Annotated in this window: 17 protein-coding genes; 11 read left to right on the top strand and 6 right to left on the bottom strand. The window is 62.1% G+C overall.

Annotated elements, in window-relative coordinates; all coding sequences use genetic code 11:
- Positions 1-15 precede the first annotated feature (15 nt).
- The 6 genes from EGH25_RS00645 (at position 16) to EGH25_RS00620 (ending at position 8,442) form a co-directional block, all read left to right on the top strand.
- Positions 16-1,419 carry a COG1361 family protein gene (locus EGH25_RS00645; RefSeq protein WP_266085388.1) on the top strand — a complete coding sequence of 468 codons (1,404 nt, stop codon included), beginning with the start codon at positions 16-18 and terminating at the stop codon, positions 1,417-1,419.
- Positions 1,416-2,114, top strand: a complete 699-nt coding sequence (locus tag EGH25_RS00640; RefSeq protein ID WP_266085386.1) for an ABC transporter ATP-binding protein — start codon at positions 1,416-1,418, stop codon at positions 2,112-2,114. The genes EGH25_RS00645 and EGH25_RS00640 overlap by 4 nt, the downstream gene beginning before the upstream one ends.
- On the top strand, positions 2,111-3,244 hold the full coding sequence (locus EGH25_RS00635; protein WP_266085384.1) for an ABC transporter permease: 1,134 nt from the start codon (positions 2,111-2,113) through the stop codon (positions 3,242-3,244). The genes EGH25_RS00640 and EGH25_RS00635 overlap by 4 nt, the downstream gene beginning before the upstream one ends.
- A 217-nt stretch (positions 3,245-3,461) precedes the next feature.
- Positions 3,462-5,600: a catalase/peroxidase HPI gene (gene katG / locus EGH25_RS00630; protein WP_266085383.1), complete on the top strand. Its 2,139-nt coding sequence runs from the start codon at positions 3,462-3,464 to the stop codon at positions 5,598-5,600.
- A 299-nt stretch (positions 5,601-5,899) separates the two neighbouring features.
- Positions 5,900-6,823: a ribonucleotide-diphosphate reductase subunit beta gene (locus tag EGH25_RS00625; RefSeq protein WP_266085381.1), complete on the top strand. Its 924-nt coding sequence runs from the start codon at positions 5,900-5,902 to the stop codon at positions 6,821-6,823.
- A 125-nt stretch (positions 6,824-6,948) separates the two neighbouring features.
- Positions 6,949-8,442: a spermidine synthase gene (locus EGH25_RS00620; protein ID WP_276591859.1), complete on the top strand. Its 1,494-nt coding sequence runs from the start codon at positions 6,949-6,951 to the stop codon at positions 8,440-8,442.
- Here EGH25_RS00620 and EGH25_RS00615 read toward each other — a convergent pair whose 3' ends face one another.
- A complete protein-coding gene (locus EGH25_RS00615; RefSeq protein WP_266085379.1) occupies positions 8,443-8,961 on the bottom strand; it encodes a CinA family protein in 519 nt (172 codons plus the stop codon).
- A gap of 42 nt (positions 8,962-9,003) precedes the next feature.
- Here EGH25_RS00615 and EGH25_RS00610 point away from each other — a divergent pair, with 42 nt between their 5' ends.
- A complete protein-coding gene (locus EGH25_RS00610; RefSeq protein WP_266085377.1) occupies positions 9,004-9,438 on the top strand; it encodes a gamma-glutamylcyclotransferase family protein in 435 nt (144 codons plus the stop codon).
- On the top strand, positions 9,435-10,037 hold the full coding sequence (locus tag EGH25_RS00605) for an IMPACT family protein (protein ID WP_266085376.1): 603 nt from the start codon (positions 9,435-9,437) through the stop codon (positions 10,035-10,037). The genes EGH25_RS00610 and EGH25_RS00605 overlap by 4 nt, the downstream gene beginning before the upstream one ends.
- Positions 10,038-10,046: 9 nt before the next feature.
- Here EGH25_RS00605 and EGH25_RS12345 read toward each other — a convergent pair whose 3' ends face one another.
- Positions 10,047-10,148, bottom strand: a complete 102-nt coding sequence (locus tag EGH25_RS12345) for a DUF8141 family membrane protein (protein ID WP_476729807.1) — start codon at positions 10,146-10,148, stop codon at positions 10,047-10,049.
- Positions 10,149-10,352: 204 nt separating this feature from the next.
- Here EGH25_RS12345 and EGH25_RS00600 point away from each other — a divergent pair, with 204 nt between their 5' ends.
- Entirely contained in the window at positions 10,353-11,108 is a 756-nt protein-coding gene (locus tag EGH25_RS00600) for a ribonuclease H-like domain-containing protein (protein WP_266085375.1), read from the top strand.
- Here EGH25_RS00600 and EGH25_RS00595 read toward each other — a convergent pair.
- Genes EGH25_RS00595 through EGH25_RS00585 form a run of 3 tightly spaced genes read right to left on the bottom strand, consistent with a single transcriptional unit; the run spans position 11,097 to position 13,002 of the window.
- Positions 11,097-11,708 carry a class I SAM-dependent methyltransferase gene (locus EGH25_RS00595; protein ID WP_266085373.1) on the bottom strand — a complete coding sequence of 204 codons (612 nt, stop codon included), beginning with the start codon at positions 11,706-11,708 and terminating at the stop codon, positions 11,097-11,099. The genes EGH25_RS00600 and EGH25_RS00595 overlap by 12 nt on opposite strands.
- Positions 11,705-12,544 (bottom strand): aldo/keto reductase, encoded by an 840-nt coding sequence (locus tag EGH25_RS00590; protein ID WP_266085372.1) that lies wholly within the window; start codon positions 12,542-12,544, stop codon positions 11,705-11,707. Before EGH25_RS00590 ends, EGH25_RS00595 begins: the two co-directional genes overlap by 4 nt.
- Positions 12,545-12,573: 29 nt before the next feature.
- On the bottom strand, positions 12,574-13,002 hold the full coding sequence (locus tag EGH25_RS00585) for a PaaI family thioesterase (protein WP_266085370.1): 429 nt from the start codon (positions 13,000-13,002) through the stop codon (positions 12,574-12,576).
- Positions 13,003-13,070: 68 nt separating this feature from the next.
- On the opposite strand from EGH25_RS00585, the gene EGH25_RS00580 reads away from it, so the two are divergent.
- Positions 13,071-13,445, top strand: a complete 375-nt coding sequence (locus EGH25_RS00580; RefSeq protein ID WP_266085369.1) for a DUF2237 family protein — start codon at positions 13,071-13,073, stop codon at positions 13,443-13,445.
- A 24-nt stretch (positions 13,446-13,469) separates the two neighbouring features.
- Entirely contained in the window at positions 13,470-14,942 is a 1,473-nt protein-coding gene (gene ppcA / locus EGH25_RS00575; protein WP_266085368.1) for a phosphoenolpyruvate carboxylase, read from the top strand.
- Here the strand turns inward: ppcA and EGH25_RS00570 are convergent.
- Entirely contained in the window at positions 14,939-15,547 is a 609-nt protein-coding gene (locus EGH25_RS00570) for a hypothetical protein (RefSeq protein WP_266085367.1), read from the bottom strand. The two genes, ppcA and EGH25_RS00570, sit on opposite strands and share 4 nt — an antisense overlap.
- Positions 15,548-15,600: the final 53 nt, after the last annotated feature.

The following is a 15,600-nucleotide window of genomic DNA, read 5'->3' as shown; positions in this document are numbered from 1 at the left end:
CGTACACTACGGTGGATGAGAAGTCTTCCGCAAACCGCACTACTCGTAGGTATTACCTCCGCTGTCGTGTTGCTTTCAGCCTGTGCGTCCGTCGGTGCCGTTCCGGATGCGCGTCTAACGATCGAGGAGGTGGGTGTCTCGGACGATAGACCGAGTCCCGGAGAGATGGTCAACGTCAGTATCACTGTTTCGAACTCCGGGGGTAGCACCGACGCGGTTGAGGTCGACAGGCTGTATCTTAGGGAAAGAGGAGGTGGACCGTTCGACTCCGTGGACAGGGCGACGGCGGTTGCAAGGTCGGGTGTCGGCGCTCTCTCGCCCGGAGACACGGTTACAGTCGACCTCGTTACTTCGTTCGAGGAGGTCGGTTTCAAACGTCTTGAGGCGTACGTACGCGCGACGAGTCAGGGCGAAGGAACCGATGGGACGGTAACAGCCGCAAAGCCGGTAAACTTCTTCGTAGGCTCCGTCGACGTACAGCGCCCTGAGGGCGACGTCGGTGTGGACGCTACGCTCGTCGAGAGACCGAGCGGCGAGGAGGACGGAGCCGAGGGCGGGCAGGGGGAACAGGTAGGCGGGATAAACATAGGTAACGTCCTCGGCGGTGGCGGTATAGGCGGTGGCGGGGTCGGTTCCGGATCGTTGGGTCAGGACGAAGAACCACCCACGGTGGACGCCTTTGAGGTACGCGTAACGAACTTCGGCAACGTCGAAGCGAGGGACGTCTACGTGACCCCCAGCGTCGACGGTCAGAGTCTTCCGCGTATAGCTGTCGGTAGCCTCGCACCGTTCGGGGTGGAGACGGTCAGCCTCGAACCGTCGAGGATCGGGACGAGTACGTACAGCTTCGAGGTCACGTACACCGCGGCTGGTGAGACGGGAACCGCGACACGTTCGGTCGAGTACGATCCGGCGGTCGCAAACCTCACGGTCACCGACGTGAGCATGCAACGCGAGGGGGATACGATCGTTCTGTCGGGAAACGTCGGGAACACCGGACGTGCTGACGCCAGAGGTACGACGGTCTCTGTCGGTGACTCCGGCGACGGCGTCTCGCCCACGTACCCGTCGGCGAACAGCTTCATAGGCACTGTTCCGGGTTCGGAGTTTACGTTCTTCGAACTCACCGCGGAGGTCGACAAAGCGGCGGACAGTATACCCGTCGAGGTGAGGTACAGCTTCGACGGTACGGACAGAAGGGAGACGTTCCCTCTTAGGATCGACACGGGTTCGGACGTAACGGGGACGGAAGCGGGCGGCGGCGGTGAGGAAGGCGGGGGCGGGGGCGGGGGCGGCGAACCCGCTTTCTCGGCGCTCATCGGCTTGGCTCTCCTCGTTCCCCTCGTCTCGGCGGTCGCCGTGTACCTCCGTCGCAGAGGGGGCAGAAGGGTAGAAGACGGTAACGGCGGTAAGGGATGACGGCTGTCGAGCTGATCGGTGTGACGAAGGAGTACGAGAGCGGCGACAGGAGGGTAACGGCTCTCGACGACATAAACGTGACCGTCGATGAGGGCGAGTTCGTCTCCGTGATAGGACCGAGCGGTAGCGGCAAGAGCACCATGCTCAACCTGATCGGGCTACTCGACAGACCGACGAGCGGTAGGGTTGTCGTCGGGGGCGTCGATGCCACGGATATGAGCGAAAGCAGGAGGACGGAGAAACGCGGTGAGGTGATCGGCTTCGTCTTTCAGGACTTCTATCTCCTCCCTAACCTGACCGCCGAGGAGAACGTCCGTATGCCGACGGCGTTCAACAAGAGCCGTGTCGACAGCGGACGCGCACGCGAGCTACTCGGACGTGTCGGTCTGGGTGACAGGGTAGACCACTACCCGAACGAACTCTCAGGCGGGCAGAAGCAACGCGTCGCTATCGCGCGTTCGCTCATAAACTCGCCTGAGGTTCTGCTCACCGACGAACCGACGGGGAACCTCGACCTCGACACGAGCGAGAGGATACTGGGTGAGATATCGAAGGTGCGCGAGACGGGCGTGAGCGTAATAGCCGTGACGCACGACCCGATGGTGGAGGAGTACGCCGACAGAACCGTGGAACTCGTCGACGGTAGGCTGTCGGATTCGCGCTCCGACACGGCGCGTGTCGGGGGCGAGCCGTGAACCCGAAGCCGACGCTCGTCGGTATGGCGGTGCGTAACCTGACACGGAGTAGGTTCAGATCGGGTCTCGCGTGTGCGGGTATCGCCATAGGCGTGTTCGCGATAGCCGCGCTCGGTATATTCGGGAACGTTCTCGCAGTCGAGGCGACATCTACAATAGGTGAGATAGGGAGCGAGGTGGTTGTCACGCCGAACGGCGAGGAGGGGTACACCTCCATACCTGAGACGGTCGTCGACGAGATAGAGCGCGCCACCTCGGGGACGCCCTCGGCGGCTATACTCACGGCGTCGGGGTTAGCCGCGAGCAGAGGGGAGACGGCTTCGGTCACGTTCTACGGCACGGAGAACCCGGGTGCGGTCTTCGAGGCTTCCGAAGGTAGCCTTCCGCGTGTGTTCAGAACCGGTGCCGCGGTCGGTTCGGAGGTCGCCGAGAGGCTCAGCCTACGTGTCGGCGACAGGATCGAGACCGAGGTCGGCTCATACAGGATAGTCGCAGTTCTACAAGGCTCCGAAACACAGATATCGCCCGTTAGCCCCGACGAGGCGGTCGTCGTCCCTGAGACAGCTCTCGGAACCGGCGGCGGCTACGATCAGGTCGTCCTGAGCGGAGAGTCAGGCGGTGGCGCAAGCGAGGCGGCTGACGCAGTACGGGAAACGGTGAACGCGCGCGAGAACCGTGTCACCGTCTTCGAACTCTCGTCGGTGGTTGAGGAGATAGATGACTTCTTCTCGCTCCTCAGCGGCTTTCTCATAAGCCTCGGCGCGATCTCGCTCATAGTCGCCGGCGTGAGCATACTCAACGTCATGATGATGAGCGTGGTCGAACGCCGCGGCGAGATAGGCGTAATGAGAGCCGTCGGCGGGCAACGCGGAGACGTGGTCAGGATAATACTCATAGAGGCTGTCGCTCTCGGCGTCGTCGGTTCCGTGTTCGGGGTTGCGCTTACGTCCATCGCCGTCGCCGCACTCTACTACCTGACACCGGTGGGAGCCTCGGCGGTCTTCGACCCAGGTACGTTCTTCTACCTCGGCACAGCGTTCGGCGTCGGTGTAGCCGTGAGCGTTCTCAGCGGTATATATCCGGCATGGTCGGCGGCGAACGAGGATCCCGTCGACGCTATACGTGACTGATATACCTCCGTCGTTTCTCGCGTCCCCACCGGTCTATGTTCTGCGCCTCTCTCACCCCCAGACTGTCTTCGAAGTCCACGGACGTTGAACAGCTAAGAAGACGGATGTTTGAGATCGGACAACATCAGTACGTCGATAGCTAATCTCAGTATGTGAATAGGTAACATGAATGTGGTAATGAACAAGCTTAATATGCGAGAGCGCCGATCTATTCATGATGTCTATGTCTAACCAAGACTGGTGGCCCAACCGGTTGAAGCTGGAGATTCTCGACCAGAACGGAAGCAACGTGGGTCCGATGGACGAGGGGTTCGACTACGCCGAGGAGTTCGAAAAGCTCGACCTCGAAGCCGTGAAGGAGGACATCGAGGAGGTTCTGACGACCTCGCAGGACTGGTGGCCCGCGGACTACGGTAACTACGGTCCGTTGATGATACGTATGGCGTGGCACAGCGCCGGTACGTACCGTACCGCTGACGGGCGGGGCGGAGCGGCTGGAGGAAGACAGAGGTTCGCGCCGATCAACAGCTGGCCCGACAACGCAAACCTCGACAAGGCGCGACGCCTCCTGCTACCGGTCAAGCAGAAGTACGGTCGTAAGCTGTCGTGGGCGGATCTCATGGTTCTGGCGGGGAACGTCGCCATCGAGTCGATGGGGTTCAAGACGTTCGGCTTCGCAGGAGGGCGTGAGGATGACTTCAAGGGCGACGACGCCGTTGACTGGGGACCCGAAAAGGAGCTTGACACGCAAGAGCGGTTCGAGGAAGCTGGCGAGATTCAGGAGGGTCTCGGCGCTTCCGTGATGGGGCTGATCTACGTCAACCCTGAGGGTCCCGACGGTCAGCCTGACCCGATGGCGTCGGCGAAGAACATCCGCCAGACGTTCGACCGTATGGCGATGAACGACAAGGAGACGGCGGCGCTTATCGCCGGCGGGCATACGTTCGGTAAGGTTCACGGAGCCGACGACCCCGACGAGAACATGGGTCCTGAGCCGAACGCCGCACCCATCGAGCAACAGGGGCTTGGATGGGAGCAGGACGGCGCGACCAGCGGTGCTATGATCACGAGCGGTATCGAGGGTCCATGGACTTCCTCACCGACCGAGTGGGACATGGGGTACGTCGACAACCTGCTTGAGTACGAGTGGGAGCCTGAGAAGGGTCCCGGCGGCGCGTGGCAGTGGACGCCGAGGGAGGGGGAACTCGTCGAACCTGCGCCGGACGCCCACGACCCCGACGAGGAGGTCACACCGATGATGCTAACGACCGACATAGCGCTGAAAAGGGATCCGGAGTACCGTGAGGTGATGGAGGGGTTCTCCGAGAACCCGATGGAGTTCGGGATGGCGTTCGCGAAGGCGTGGTACAAGCTCACCCACCGTGACATGGGACCGCCCGAACGTTTCCTCGGACCCGAGGTACCCGACGAGGAGATGATCTGGCAGGATCCTCTGCCCGACGCCGACTACGACCCCATCGACGACGACGGGATCGCCGAACTCAAACGGACGATCCTCGGTTCGGATCTGTCGGTTCCTCAGCTCGTGCGAACCGCTTGGGCGTCGGCGTCGACCTACCGCGACAGCGACAAACGCGGAGGTGCGAACGGCGCGCGGATCCGTCTCGAACCTCAGAGGGGCTGGGAGGTCAACAACCCTGCGGAGCTTTCGACCGTCCTTGAGACCTACGAGGGGATTCAGGCGGAGTTCAACGCCGCGCAGTCGGACGACACACGCGTCTCGCTCGCCGATCTGATCGTGCTGGGAGGTAACGCGGCTGTCGAACAGGCGGCTGAGGAAGCCGGCTACGATGTCGAAGTCCCCTTCGATCCGGGCAGAACCGACGCCACCGAGGAGCAGACCGACGTAGGCTCCTTTGAGGCGCTGAAGCCCCGTGCCGACGGCTTCCGGAACTACCTCGGCGACGGATCCGACGAGCGACCCGAGGAGACGCTCGTCGACAAGGCGGATCTGCTGAACCTGACGACCGGCGAGATGACGGCGCTCGTCGGCGGGCTAAGGGTTCTGGACGCAAACTACGACGGTTCCGACCGCGGCGTCCTCACCGACGAGCCGGGGGTGCTCACCAACGACTTCTTCGTAAACCTGCTCGACATGGGCACGGAGTGGGAGGAGTCGCCGACCTCCGAGCCGATCTACGAGGGGTACGACCGTGCTACGGGAGAGTTAAGATGGGAAGCCACACGGTTCGATCTCATATTCGGCTCCCACCCACGTCTCCGTGCTATCGCCGAGGTGTACGGAAGCGACGACGGCGAGGAGAAGTTCGTGAACGACTTCGTCGATGCGTGGAGCAAGGTGATGAGGAACGACCGGTTCGACCTCGACGCATAGACGGTCGGGGGCGTTATGTAAAATACGTTTTTTCGCATACGCCAATTAAATTAGACAAGCCCTCCTACGCCAAGACGCGGGGTCAGGTGTCACGCCATCCATGGTGCCGTCGCCGCACGGGTGCCGCTTCCGTGCGCCGGTTCAGCCGTCGCCGGCGTCCACCGCCGGTGTATACCCTCGTGTCCCGGACACCACCCCCGTTTTTACATTCTCCGTACACCGACCGCGTATTAAACAGCCTTTTTTCCACGGTTCGGACGAGGCTAAAACGGTACGTGAGAGCCGTGCGTGGTTAGGGTATGGGAGCCGACTACAGCCTTGCAACCGAGGATCATAGCTACCGTTACTACAGAAACGCCGTCGAAGGGCACTGGGATCCGTACGGGATAGATCTGTCGGAGGATCGCGAGAACTTCGTGGCGATGGCGGACGATATCGACTGGACGGAGGAGGAGATACGCAACTCAACCAACATACTCCGTTCGGCGCTCGCCATGTTCGGTGCGGGTGAGGGGTCGGTGACCGAGGATCTCGCACCGCTTGCGACGGCTCTCGATACGGTCGAGGATCAGATGTTCATAACCACACAGATGTACGAGGAGGCGAAACACGCCGACTTCTTCGACCGTTACTGGCGCGAGGTGACCAACCCCGCGGAGGAGACGGTCGGCATGGACGTGACATCACCGCACGAGGATCGGTGGTACGCCGACGAGTACCTCGAACTGTTCGAGCGAGAGGAGGAGGCGATGCACAGGCTCGTAGAGGAGGATACGGTTGAGAACCGGGTGCGTGCGTACGCCCACTACCACCTGACCGTCGAGGGTATACTCGCACAGACGGGATACTGGGGTCTTACAAAGAACTTCGACGGTACGAAGGAAGACCTTCCTCACCTACCGGGTCTGGTCAAAGGCATCAAGCTGATACGCCGCGACGAGGCGCGTCACGTCGGCTTCGGTATGCGTAAGGTCAAGGAGGCGATACACGAGGAAGGCGTCGACGAGGAGGTTCTACACGACACGCTCGGTGACATCGTGCCTCTTGTTCAGAAGACGGTGATGCACGTCTGGGACTCCGTCGACGACCCGGATAGCTTCCCCGGTACGGGTCCCGGAAGGCTCGCGCGGTACGCCGCCGACCGTCATCAGGGTAGGATGAAGCAGATGCTCGACGACGACGCCTCCATACCTCAGCTTGACGAGCTTACTGCGCTCGACTGAGGTACGCCTGAGACGCGGCGTTTAATACGGCGTCCCGTGTAGATTATGTAGTGAAGCTTGGGCGACCATCCGCGTACGGCGTCACGGGGGCGGAGACAGCCGTCTTCGTCTCAGGCGTTGCGAGCATGGGGTTGGAGATAGTCGCAGGACGGATGGTAGCCCCGGAGTTCGGTAGCAGTATCTACACATGGGGTAGTATCATAGGCGTCTTTCTCGCCGCGCTGTCGCTCGGATACTACCGCGGCGGCAAGAGGGCGGAACGAGCTTCGGACGGTCGTCTCGTACGTCTCCTTCTCGGCACCGCAGGGTACGTCGCCGTGCTCGTATTCGCGGGCGACCTGCTTCTCGAAGCCGCGGCGGTCGTGCCTCTACCCGCCCGTTTCGCCTCCCTCCCCGCGGTTACGCTCCTGTTTGGACCCCCGACCTACCTGCTCGGCTTCATAAGCCCGTACGCCGCCGAACTGTCGCGGAAAGAGGCGGTGGGCGAGGCGTCGGGACACGTCTACGCAGTCGGTACGGTCGGGAGCATCGTCGGCGCTTTCGGCGCGACGTTCGTTCTCGTCCCGACGCTGTCGGTAGGTAGCTCCAACTTCGTCTTCGGTGCTCTCCTCGTCGTCGCCGCGGTTCTGGTCGACGCGCCGTCGCCGTCACGCGAGACGGTCGCGGGCGCTCTCGTCGTCTCAGCCGCGCTTCTCGGTGCGGTCGGCGCGGGCGCTATCGGCTATACGGTCGAAGGCGAGGTCGTGTACGGGGTACAGACACCGTATCAGGAGCTACGCGTCGTCGACTCGGGCGATACGCGGACGCTCCTACTCGACGGGGCACGGCACAGTGCGATCGATACGTCGAACCCCGACCGCCACGTCTTCGGCTACACGCGTTACTTCCATCTGCCGTTCGTTATGGCTGACGACCCCGGCGGTATCGACGACGTTCTGTTCATCGGCGGCGGCGGATTCACGGGACCCCGTATCTTCGCCGACGAGTACAACGTCACCGTCGACGCCGTCGAGATAGATCCTGAGGTCATAGACGTTGCCGAACGTTACTTCGGCGTCGAAGAGTCCGGGAAGCTCAGTATATACAACGACGACGGTAGACGTTTCCTGCGCCAAACAGACGAAAGGTACGACCTGATCGTTCTCGACGCGTACAAGAAGGACAAGGTACCTTTCCATATGACGACGGTTGAGTTTATGCGTCTCGCAGAGTCACGTCTGTCCGAAGACGGTATGCTGTTCATGAACCTAATATCGGCTCCGTCGGGTCCCGCTTCGAGGTTCTACCGTTCCGAGTACAGAACAGTGTCGCGCGTCTTCCCGTCCGTCTACGCCTTCCCGACGGTCGGTGGGGGCGTTGTTCAGAACATCGAGGTGGTTGCGACGAAGGGGGACGGGAGGCTTACGGAGGAGACGTTGCGTAGACGTAACGGTAACAGGGGTATCGGTTACGACCTTTCGGGAGAGATAGAAAGCCTCGCCGACGCGCCACCGACACAAGACGTCCCCGTCCTGCGTGACGACGACGCACCCGTCGACTCACTCCTCAACCCCATGGTGGGACAGAGGTACGTCATACAGGAGACGGGGGCGGCGAACGCAACCGTGGGCGCGGGGTAGTCAGCCGTCGACCGACCGGACTTCGTCGACGAGCTTACGCAGAGCCGCTTGGGCGAAGTCGCGTTTGTTCGCGCGTCTGTCGCCGTCGAAGACGTACCTTTCGGCGTCGGCGTACGAGCCTCCCGTCCCCCAGTCGTCGGCGTACGCGACACCGACGTAGACGGTACCGACGGGGTTTCTGTCGGTGCCTCCCGTGGGTCCCGCCGTTCCTGTCGTCGCTACGCCCCATGTCGCACCCGCCTTGTCACGTACGCCGCGCGCCATCTCGCGTGCGACCTGCGCGCTCACAGCGCCTTCTTCGTCGAGCGACTCGCGCGAGACGCAGAGTTCGTGGGTCTTCGACTCGTACGTGTAGGTCACGACCGAACGGTCGAAGAAGTCACTCGCTCCGGGTATGTCGGTGATGTAGGAGCCGACGAGTCCACCCGTCGCCGACTCGGCGACAGCGATATACTCGCCGCGGTCGGCGAAAGTCCCCCTGAGTTCGTCGCGTATCCCCGTTGATGCGTCCGTGGTCATGGGGACAAGGGACGGCACGGACGTATCAGTATACCGACGTTAGTGAGCGACAGTAATTTCCGTCCCGCGTACGAAACCGTGCCGGGGAGCATGACAAGCTTCGTGTTTCTGTACGGCAGTCTTATGCGCGGATTCGAGAGCCACGAGACGGTCGATCTTCCGTCGCGCGCGGAGTTCGCGGGGGAGGCGCACTGCGTCGGCACCCTGTACGACCTCGGTGACCATCCCGGTATGACCCTCGAAGGTAACGGACGCGTCCGTGGGGAGCTGTACCGTGTCACCGACGACGGGCTTATACAGGATCTCGACCGTTTCGAGAGGTACTACCCCGAAAGCACCGACGACTCGGTGTACGTCAGGCATCTTGAGGAGGTAGTCGACCGTGACCTAAACGCTTGGGTGTACCTCTACAACGAACCGACAGAGGACGCCAATACCGTCGAGTCGGGCGACTGGCGCGAGTACCGGAGCGGATGACCGACGAGTACGTCACCGTCGCGGGTGAGGGTCACGCCTCCTTCGGAGACAGAGGGTCGGAGTTCGTGGGGTACGTCACGGGTGCGGCGAGCGAGGAAGAGGCGCAGGGCTTCGTCGACGATGTGCGCGACGGACACCCCGACGCAACACACCACGTTTCGGCGTACCGTGTCAGGGACGCCGGTACCGTACGCGGTATCTACGACGACGACGGCGAGCCTTCGGGTTCGGCGGGGAAGCCCGTCCTTGGGGTTCTAAGAGGCGAGTGTACCGAGAACGTCGTCTGTGTGGTCGTACGTTACTACGGCGGTACGAAGCTCGGTTACGGCGGTCTTGTAACCGCGTACAGTCGGACGGCGAAACGCGCGCTCGAAGACGCAGGTACACGGAAGACCGTCCCCCGCGACGAGGTACGCGTCGAGGTGGGGTACGACGACTCAGGAACGGTGCGCGACGTTCTCGAATCGGAAGACGTGGGCTACGACGCCGAGTACGGCGAGAAGGTGGTCTTGGTCGCACGTATACCGACGGGCAGAGCCGACGGTGTCGTCGACCGTCTTCTGAGCGCCACGAGCGGGCGGGCACGGATCGAACGGTAGAGGATGGGGTCACGCGTTCTTCCGGCTATACCTCATAATCCAGAACGAGATGGGGACGCTCGCCGCGACGAGACCGTAGACAGCGCCGGTGAGAGGGTCGACGTCGAGTATGTCGGGTAGGAGGAAGTATCCGCCTACGGCACGAGAGGGTCGAAGAACAAGGACAGGACGATTATCTGCTGTCCGAACGGCAACGAATCGAGTTTACGTAGTACGGGGTTTCCCATACGGGAGCCGTGTCAGCGAGCCTGTTAACACCGTCGTCTCGTAACAGCGTGTCAGCAGGCTTAGGTGGAACCGTCGCGTACCTCCGTTATGCGCGTCGAGAACAGCTTCATACCCGTCCGCGGCGTGGGGGAGAAGACGGAGAAACGTCTGTGGCACGACGGTATCGCCGACTGGGAGAGGTTCGAGGAGTCGGAGGCTCTCGGAGAGAGACGGCGCGAACGCGTGCTGGGTTTCGTCGACGAGGCGCGCGACGCCCTCGAACGACGCGATGTAAGCTTCTTTGGCGACGCGCTTCCCGACCCGGAGCTATGGAGGATGTACAGGAACTTCGACGACGGGGCATGCTTCTTCGACATAGAGACGACGGGCCTGGACGCCGAGAGAAACAAGGTTACGACCGTAAGCTTCCACCGCGACGGCGACACGAAGACGCTCGTACGCGGGGACGACCTGACACCCGGAAACGTCTCAGCCGAGTTCGAGGCGAGCGACCTCGTCGTTTCGTACAACGGCAGGAGGTTCGACGAGCCTTTTCTCGAAACCGACCTTGGCGTTTCGTTTGAGGTACCGCATATAGATCTCATGTACCTCTGTCGCAGGGTGGGTCTGACGGGCGGTCTGAAGGGCGCGGAGGAGGCGCTCGGCGTAGGGCGCGACGGCGTCGAAGATATAGACGGACGTGAGGCGGTACGTCTCTGGCACGCGTACGAGGACGGCGATACGGAGGCGCTCGAAAGGCTCGTGAGGTACAACCGTTACGATACGGAGAACCTACGTGTCGTCCTCGAAGAGGTTCACGACAGGGTGAGCGAAGAGGTTCTCGGATCGTCGTTAGAGACGTAACGTTCCGCGGACGATGGGAGAAACGGGAGGGACGCCACGGAAGCTTTCGACCTCGACGGTCTCGAAGGCGTCGTGCGCTTCGAAGATACCGACGGTGTCGCGGTCTAACCTGCACCCACCGGCGCATCTTCGCCAGACAGGGTTCACCGTCTCCTGTACCCGGCGCGCGAAGCCGTCGTCGCCGGCGTGTTCGACGAACCTGAACTCGCCGCCGGGACGTAGGACGCGCGCCACCTCGTCGAGAGCCTCGCGCGGTTCGTCGACTGTGCAGAAGACGAGCGCAGAGACGACGCGGTCGAAGCCCTCGTCGGCGTACGAGAGCGACTCGGCGAGGTCGTCACGCAGTTCAACGTCGATACCTTCGCGTTCGGCGCGGCGCTCGGCGCGTTTACGCATGTACGGGTCGGGTTCGACGGCGTGCAACGTAGCGCCCGTCCCGGCGAGATACGGAAGGTTGGCACCTGTTCCGACGCCGACGTCGAGCAGATCCCCCGACGCGTCTTGTGCGAGGTAACGCCGATGCTCCTCGACGAGGGGTTCGAACGGACGCGTCACGGTGTCGTACAGCGCGGCGAAGAGACGGTGCGAAGGACGGCTCATCTTAACGCTTCGAGATCCTCGTCGGTGAGTTCGATCGATCCTGCGGCGACGTTCTCCTCAAGATGCTCGATCGACGACGTGCCGGGTATAGGGAGCATGACGGGCGAACGTTGGAGAAGCCACGCGAGCGCGACCTGCCGCGGTGTCGCGTCGCGTCGGTTGGCGACACGTTCGAGAGCCTCGTCCTTGGAGCCGAAGCTACCCGCGCCGAGAGGGAACCACGGCATGAAGCCTATACCGTGGCGCTCGGAGTAGTCGACAACGTCGTCGTGTTCGCGGTCGGCGACGTTGTAACGGTTCTGCACCGTCGCTATATCGACGACGTCGCGTGCGCGCTCTATCTCCTCGACACCTACCTCGCTTAGACCTATATGACGGACGTAGCCTTCGTCCTTGAGTTCGGCGAGGGCGTGTAAGGAGTCTTCGAGAGGAACACAGTCCTCGACACGGTGTAGCTGGTACAGGTCGATCGTACCGACGCCGAGACGGTCGACTGAGCAGAGGCACGCGTTCTTCAGGTAGTCGGGGTCGGCGTTGCGCACCCATTCGCCGTCGGGACGGCGCATAAGACCGCCTTTGGTCGCCACCGTAACGTCGTCGTACGGTGCGAGCGTCTCACGTATGAGGCGTTCGCTCACGCCGGGACCGTACGAGTCGGCGGTGTCTATGAAGTCGACGCCGAGTTCGACGGCGCGGTTCAGGACGGCACGCGCCTGTTCTGTATCGTCGGGCTTGCCTATGATGTCGTCGCCCGTGATACGCATAGCGCCGTATCCGAGACGGTTCACGCTTATACCGTCGCCTATACCGAAGGTTTCGGGCTGGTCGGTACCCATACTTCAGGTTGTGGGTCACGGCGTAAAAGTTACGCGCCGAAGATACGGTACGCCGCCTGTCCGACCGCGACAGTCTCGCCGTCCTGTTCGATCCGTATCTCGGACACGCCGACGCTGTTTCCCGCACGGACGACGGAACCGCGCGCGACGAGGTCACCGTCGGCACCGCGGAGGTAGTTGACGTTGAGGTTTATCGTCGCGACCTGATCGCTGAACGGGTTTTCGAGATGGGGACGTAGAGCCAGACTCCCCACCGTGTCTACGAGTGTTGCGGTCGTACCCCCGTGTACGGTCGGGGGTTCGGTGGCGTTCGTTACGTGGTCATCGAAAGGAAGACGTATGACAGCACCGTCGTGGTTTACGTCGACGACCTCGCCGCCTATCCATGCGAAGAAGCTACCTTCGTCTTCGAGACGTTTCTGAACGAAGCCCGCTACGTCGTCGGGGGACTCTTCCATAATCGGGGTTTGAGACAGCGCGACATATCTCCGGCGTTCTTTTGTGACGCCAAGCCGAAGTAGAGGTGATGGAGAAGAACGTCCTTGGCGACGAACTCACACCGTGTAGCGATGAACTATCGACGGGGTTTACGCGTTCGGGATGCTGTGAGACGCATACACAGGATCGCGGTAGACACGAACTGTGCGCCGTTGTGACGCAGGGGTTCTTGGAGTTCAGCAGAAAAAAGGGGAACGACCTTGTGACACCGCGTCCCGAACTCGACTTCCCCGGCTTGCATCCGGGCGACCGTTGGTGTCTCTGCGTTCCACGTTGGAAGGAGGCGAAGGACGCCGACGTAGCCCCGCCCGTGGTTCTCGAAGCGACGAACGAGGCGGTTCTTGATGAGATACCTTTGGAGACGTTACGCGAGCACGCCCATGAGGACGGGCGGCAGGATTAACAGTCGGGAAGACGTATACGCGGCATGGATCCGCCGCGCGTAATGAGCACCCAGCACCCCGACAACGCGACGGTACCGTTCTTCGTCGACGGCGAGGTGGTTGAGGGCGAGGACGAGATACAGGAGGCGTACTACGTCTACTCGCATCTCGGATGCGACGAGCAGATGTGGGACTTCGAGGGTAAGGAGGGCGACGAGTACGCCGTGCAGAAGCTACTTTCGCGCCAGTCGGGTTTCTTCGAGGAGAACGTACTCGGCGAGGATATACGTCTCACGGTACGTGGACCCAACCCCGACGTCGAACCCACGGAGGCGAAGGTACTTCTGGAGATTCTGGAGAGCATACCGCGTTCGTACGACGCCGCGGCGACGTTCGCCGAGGAGTGCGGCGTCGACGAGTTCGCCCCCATACACGAGGTCATCGTGCCTATGGCAACCTCCGCCGAACAGCTACTCCTCGTACGGCGTTACTACGAGGAGTTCGTCGTCGGAAAGGGGGACAGACGCGTCGTCGGCGACCGCACCGTCTCGGACTGGGTCGGCGGGTTCCGACCCGACACCGTCGGCGTCATACCGCTACTCGAAGACCGCGAGCATATGCTCGACATAGACGGAGTCGTCGGCGAGTACGTACGCGAGACGGGCGTCAACGAGCAACGCGTCTTCCTCGCGCGTTCGGATCCGGCGTTGAACTACGGTTCGCTCTCCGCCGACCTTCTAAACCTCGTCGCACTCTCGCGTCTCGGTTCGGTTGAGGAGCGCGAGAGCATCGACGTACATCCGATGTTAGGCGCGGGTAGCGCACCGTTCCGTGGCGGTCTGTCGCCCGACGACGCCGGGAACGTCGCCGAGGCGTATCCGTCGGTCGAGACGTTTACGGCGCAGTCGGCTTTCAAGTACGACCATACGGTTGACGAGGTACGTGACGGTGTCGAGGCACTCAAGGATGCCGACAGGAGCACGGCGCGCCCGATCGACGAGGAGCGCGCACTCGAAACGGTCGACCGCGTCGCCGAGAGGTACAGCAAACAGGTGGGCGTCGTCGCGCCGACGGTCAACCGTATCTCCGACCTCGTGCCCGACAGACGCGCGCGCCGTCTACACGTCGGTCTGTTCGGATACTCGCGCGAGGTGGGTGAGAACGCACTACCGCGCGCCATCGGATACACGGCGGCGCTGTACAGCATCGGTCTGCCGCCGACGCTCCTCGGTATCGCGGGTATGACGGGCGACGACGCGGATTTTGTCGAAGATAACTTTCCGCGTTTCTACGACAACCTCGGCGAGGCGGTTCGTTACTACAACCCGCGCGCCCCCGAGTTCGTAGGTCTCGACGCCGAGGAGGTCGAGGAAGGTCTGGAGTACGTCGACAGAGAGACGAACACGACACACCGCGAGGCTACGGACGCCGCCATAGACGGACTCAAGACGGGCGACTCCGACACCGTAAGAAACGCCGTGCGCGAAGCCGCGAAGGAGCGCGGCTTTCTGGGTTAGTACGCCTCGTCCGCCTCTTTCTCGACCTTCCTTTTGGCGTACCGTTCGGCAACGTCGAAGGCGCGTACCGACTCCTCGGTGTACGTGAACGTCTTCGTCCGAAGAGGGACGGGAACGGTAACCTGCATGACGATACCGTCGCTGAAGGCGTCGGCGGTCTCGGCAACGGTGAAAAGGCTTCCGAGTGCTTCGACGGCTTCGTCACGGTCGTACGTTTCGCGGGCTGCTTCCCAGAAGCCGTCGGCTTCGGCACGGACGATGGGTTCGAGGGCGTCACGGATACGGCGCATACGTTCGACGAGTGCGTCACGGTACCCGTCGTCACGTCCACCCTCGTAGTTACGGTAGAAGGCGTCGTAATGCACGAAGTCGTCGGCGTGGCTGTCGATACCGTCGTAGACAGCACCGATAACTGCGCCGTACTGCTGTTTGAGCGCCCTTTCCTGCCCGTCACGTAGGTCTTCGATCGTCGACGATATGATGCTCTTGGCGCGTTTATCGCTCACGCCGGGAACGTTGACGACGTTGGTCGGCTTGAACTCGTCGGTCGCCTTGCGCGCCACGTACTCCGCGTATCCGTCTAGCTTCTCCGAAACACCGGTCATCGTACGTGTTACGTGTCCGGGGTTAAAATACCCCGCGCCGCGGATGGATTCAA

Origin of the sequence: Halorutilus salinus (assembly GCF_026242195.1) — an archaeon.
In the GTDB taxonomy this organism is placed as follows: domain Archaea; phylum Halobacteriota; class Halobacteria; order Halobacteriales; family Halorutilaceae; genus Halorutilus; species Halorutilus salinus.
This window is presented reverse-complemented; position numbering and strand designations above follow the sequence as displayed.

Coding starts and splice junctions, on each gene's coding strand:
- EGH25_RS00600 (WP_266085375.1), top strand. CDS start 10,353: ATGCGCGTCGAGAACAGCTTCATACCCGTCCGCGGCGTGGGGGAGAAG.
- EGH25_RS00645 (WP_266085388.1), top strand. CDS start 16: ATGAGAAGTCTTCCGCAAACCGCACTACTCGTAGGTATTACCTCCGCT.
- EGH25_RS00590 (WP_266085372.1), bottom strand. CDS start 12,544: ATGGGTACCGACCAGCCCGAAACCTTCGGTATAGGCGACGGTATAAGC.
- EGH25_RS00620 (WP_276591859.1), top strand. CDS start 6,949: ATGGGGTTGGAGATAGTCGCAGGACGGATGGTAGCCCCGGAGTTCGGT.
- EGH25_RS00625 (WP_266085381.1), top strand. CDS start 5,900: ATGGGAGCCGACTACAGCCTTGCAACCGAGGATCATAGCTACCGTTAC.
- EGH25_RS00585 (WP_266085370.1), bottom strand. CDS start 13,002: ATGGAAGAGTCCCCCGACGACGTAGCGGGCTTCGTTCAGAAACGTCTC.
- EGH25_RS00570 (WP_266085367.1), bottom strand. CDS start 15,547: ATGACCGGTGTTTCGGAGAAGCTAGACGGATACGCGGAGTACGTGGCG.
- EGH25_RS00640 (WP_266085386.1), top strand. CDS start 1,416: ATGACGGCTGTCGAGCTGATCGGTGTGACGAAGGAGTACGAGAGCGGC.
- EGH25_RS00605 (WP_266085376.1), top strand. CDS start 9,435: ATGACCGACGAGTACGTCACCGTCGCGGGTGAGGGTCACGCCTCCTTC.
- EGH25_RS00580 (WP_266085369.1), top strand. CDS start 13,071: ATGGAGAAGAACGTCCTTGGCGACGAACTCACACCGTGTAGCGATGAA.
- EGH25_RS00595 (WP_266085373.1), bottom strand. CDS start 11,708: ATGAGCCGTCCTTCGCACCGTCTCTTCGCCGCGCTGTACGACACCGTG.
- EGH25_RS00615 (WP_266085379.1), bottom strand. CDS start 8,961: ATGACCACGGACGCATCAACGGGGATACGCGACGAACTCAGGGGGACT.
- ppcA (WP_266085368.1), top strand. CDS start 13,470: ATGGATCCGCCGCGCGTAATGAGCACCCAGCACCCCGACAACGCGACG.
- katG (WP_266085383.1), top strand. CDS start 3,462: ATGTCTATGTCTAACCAAGACTGGTGGCCCAACCGGTTGAAGCTGGAG.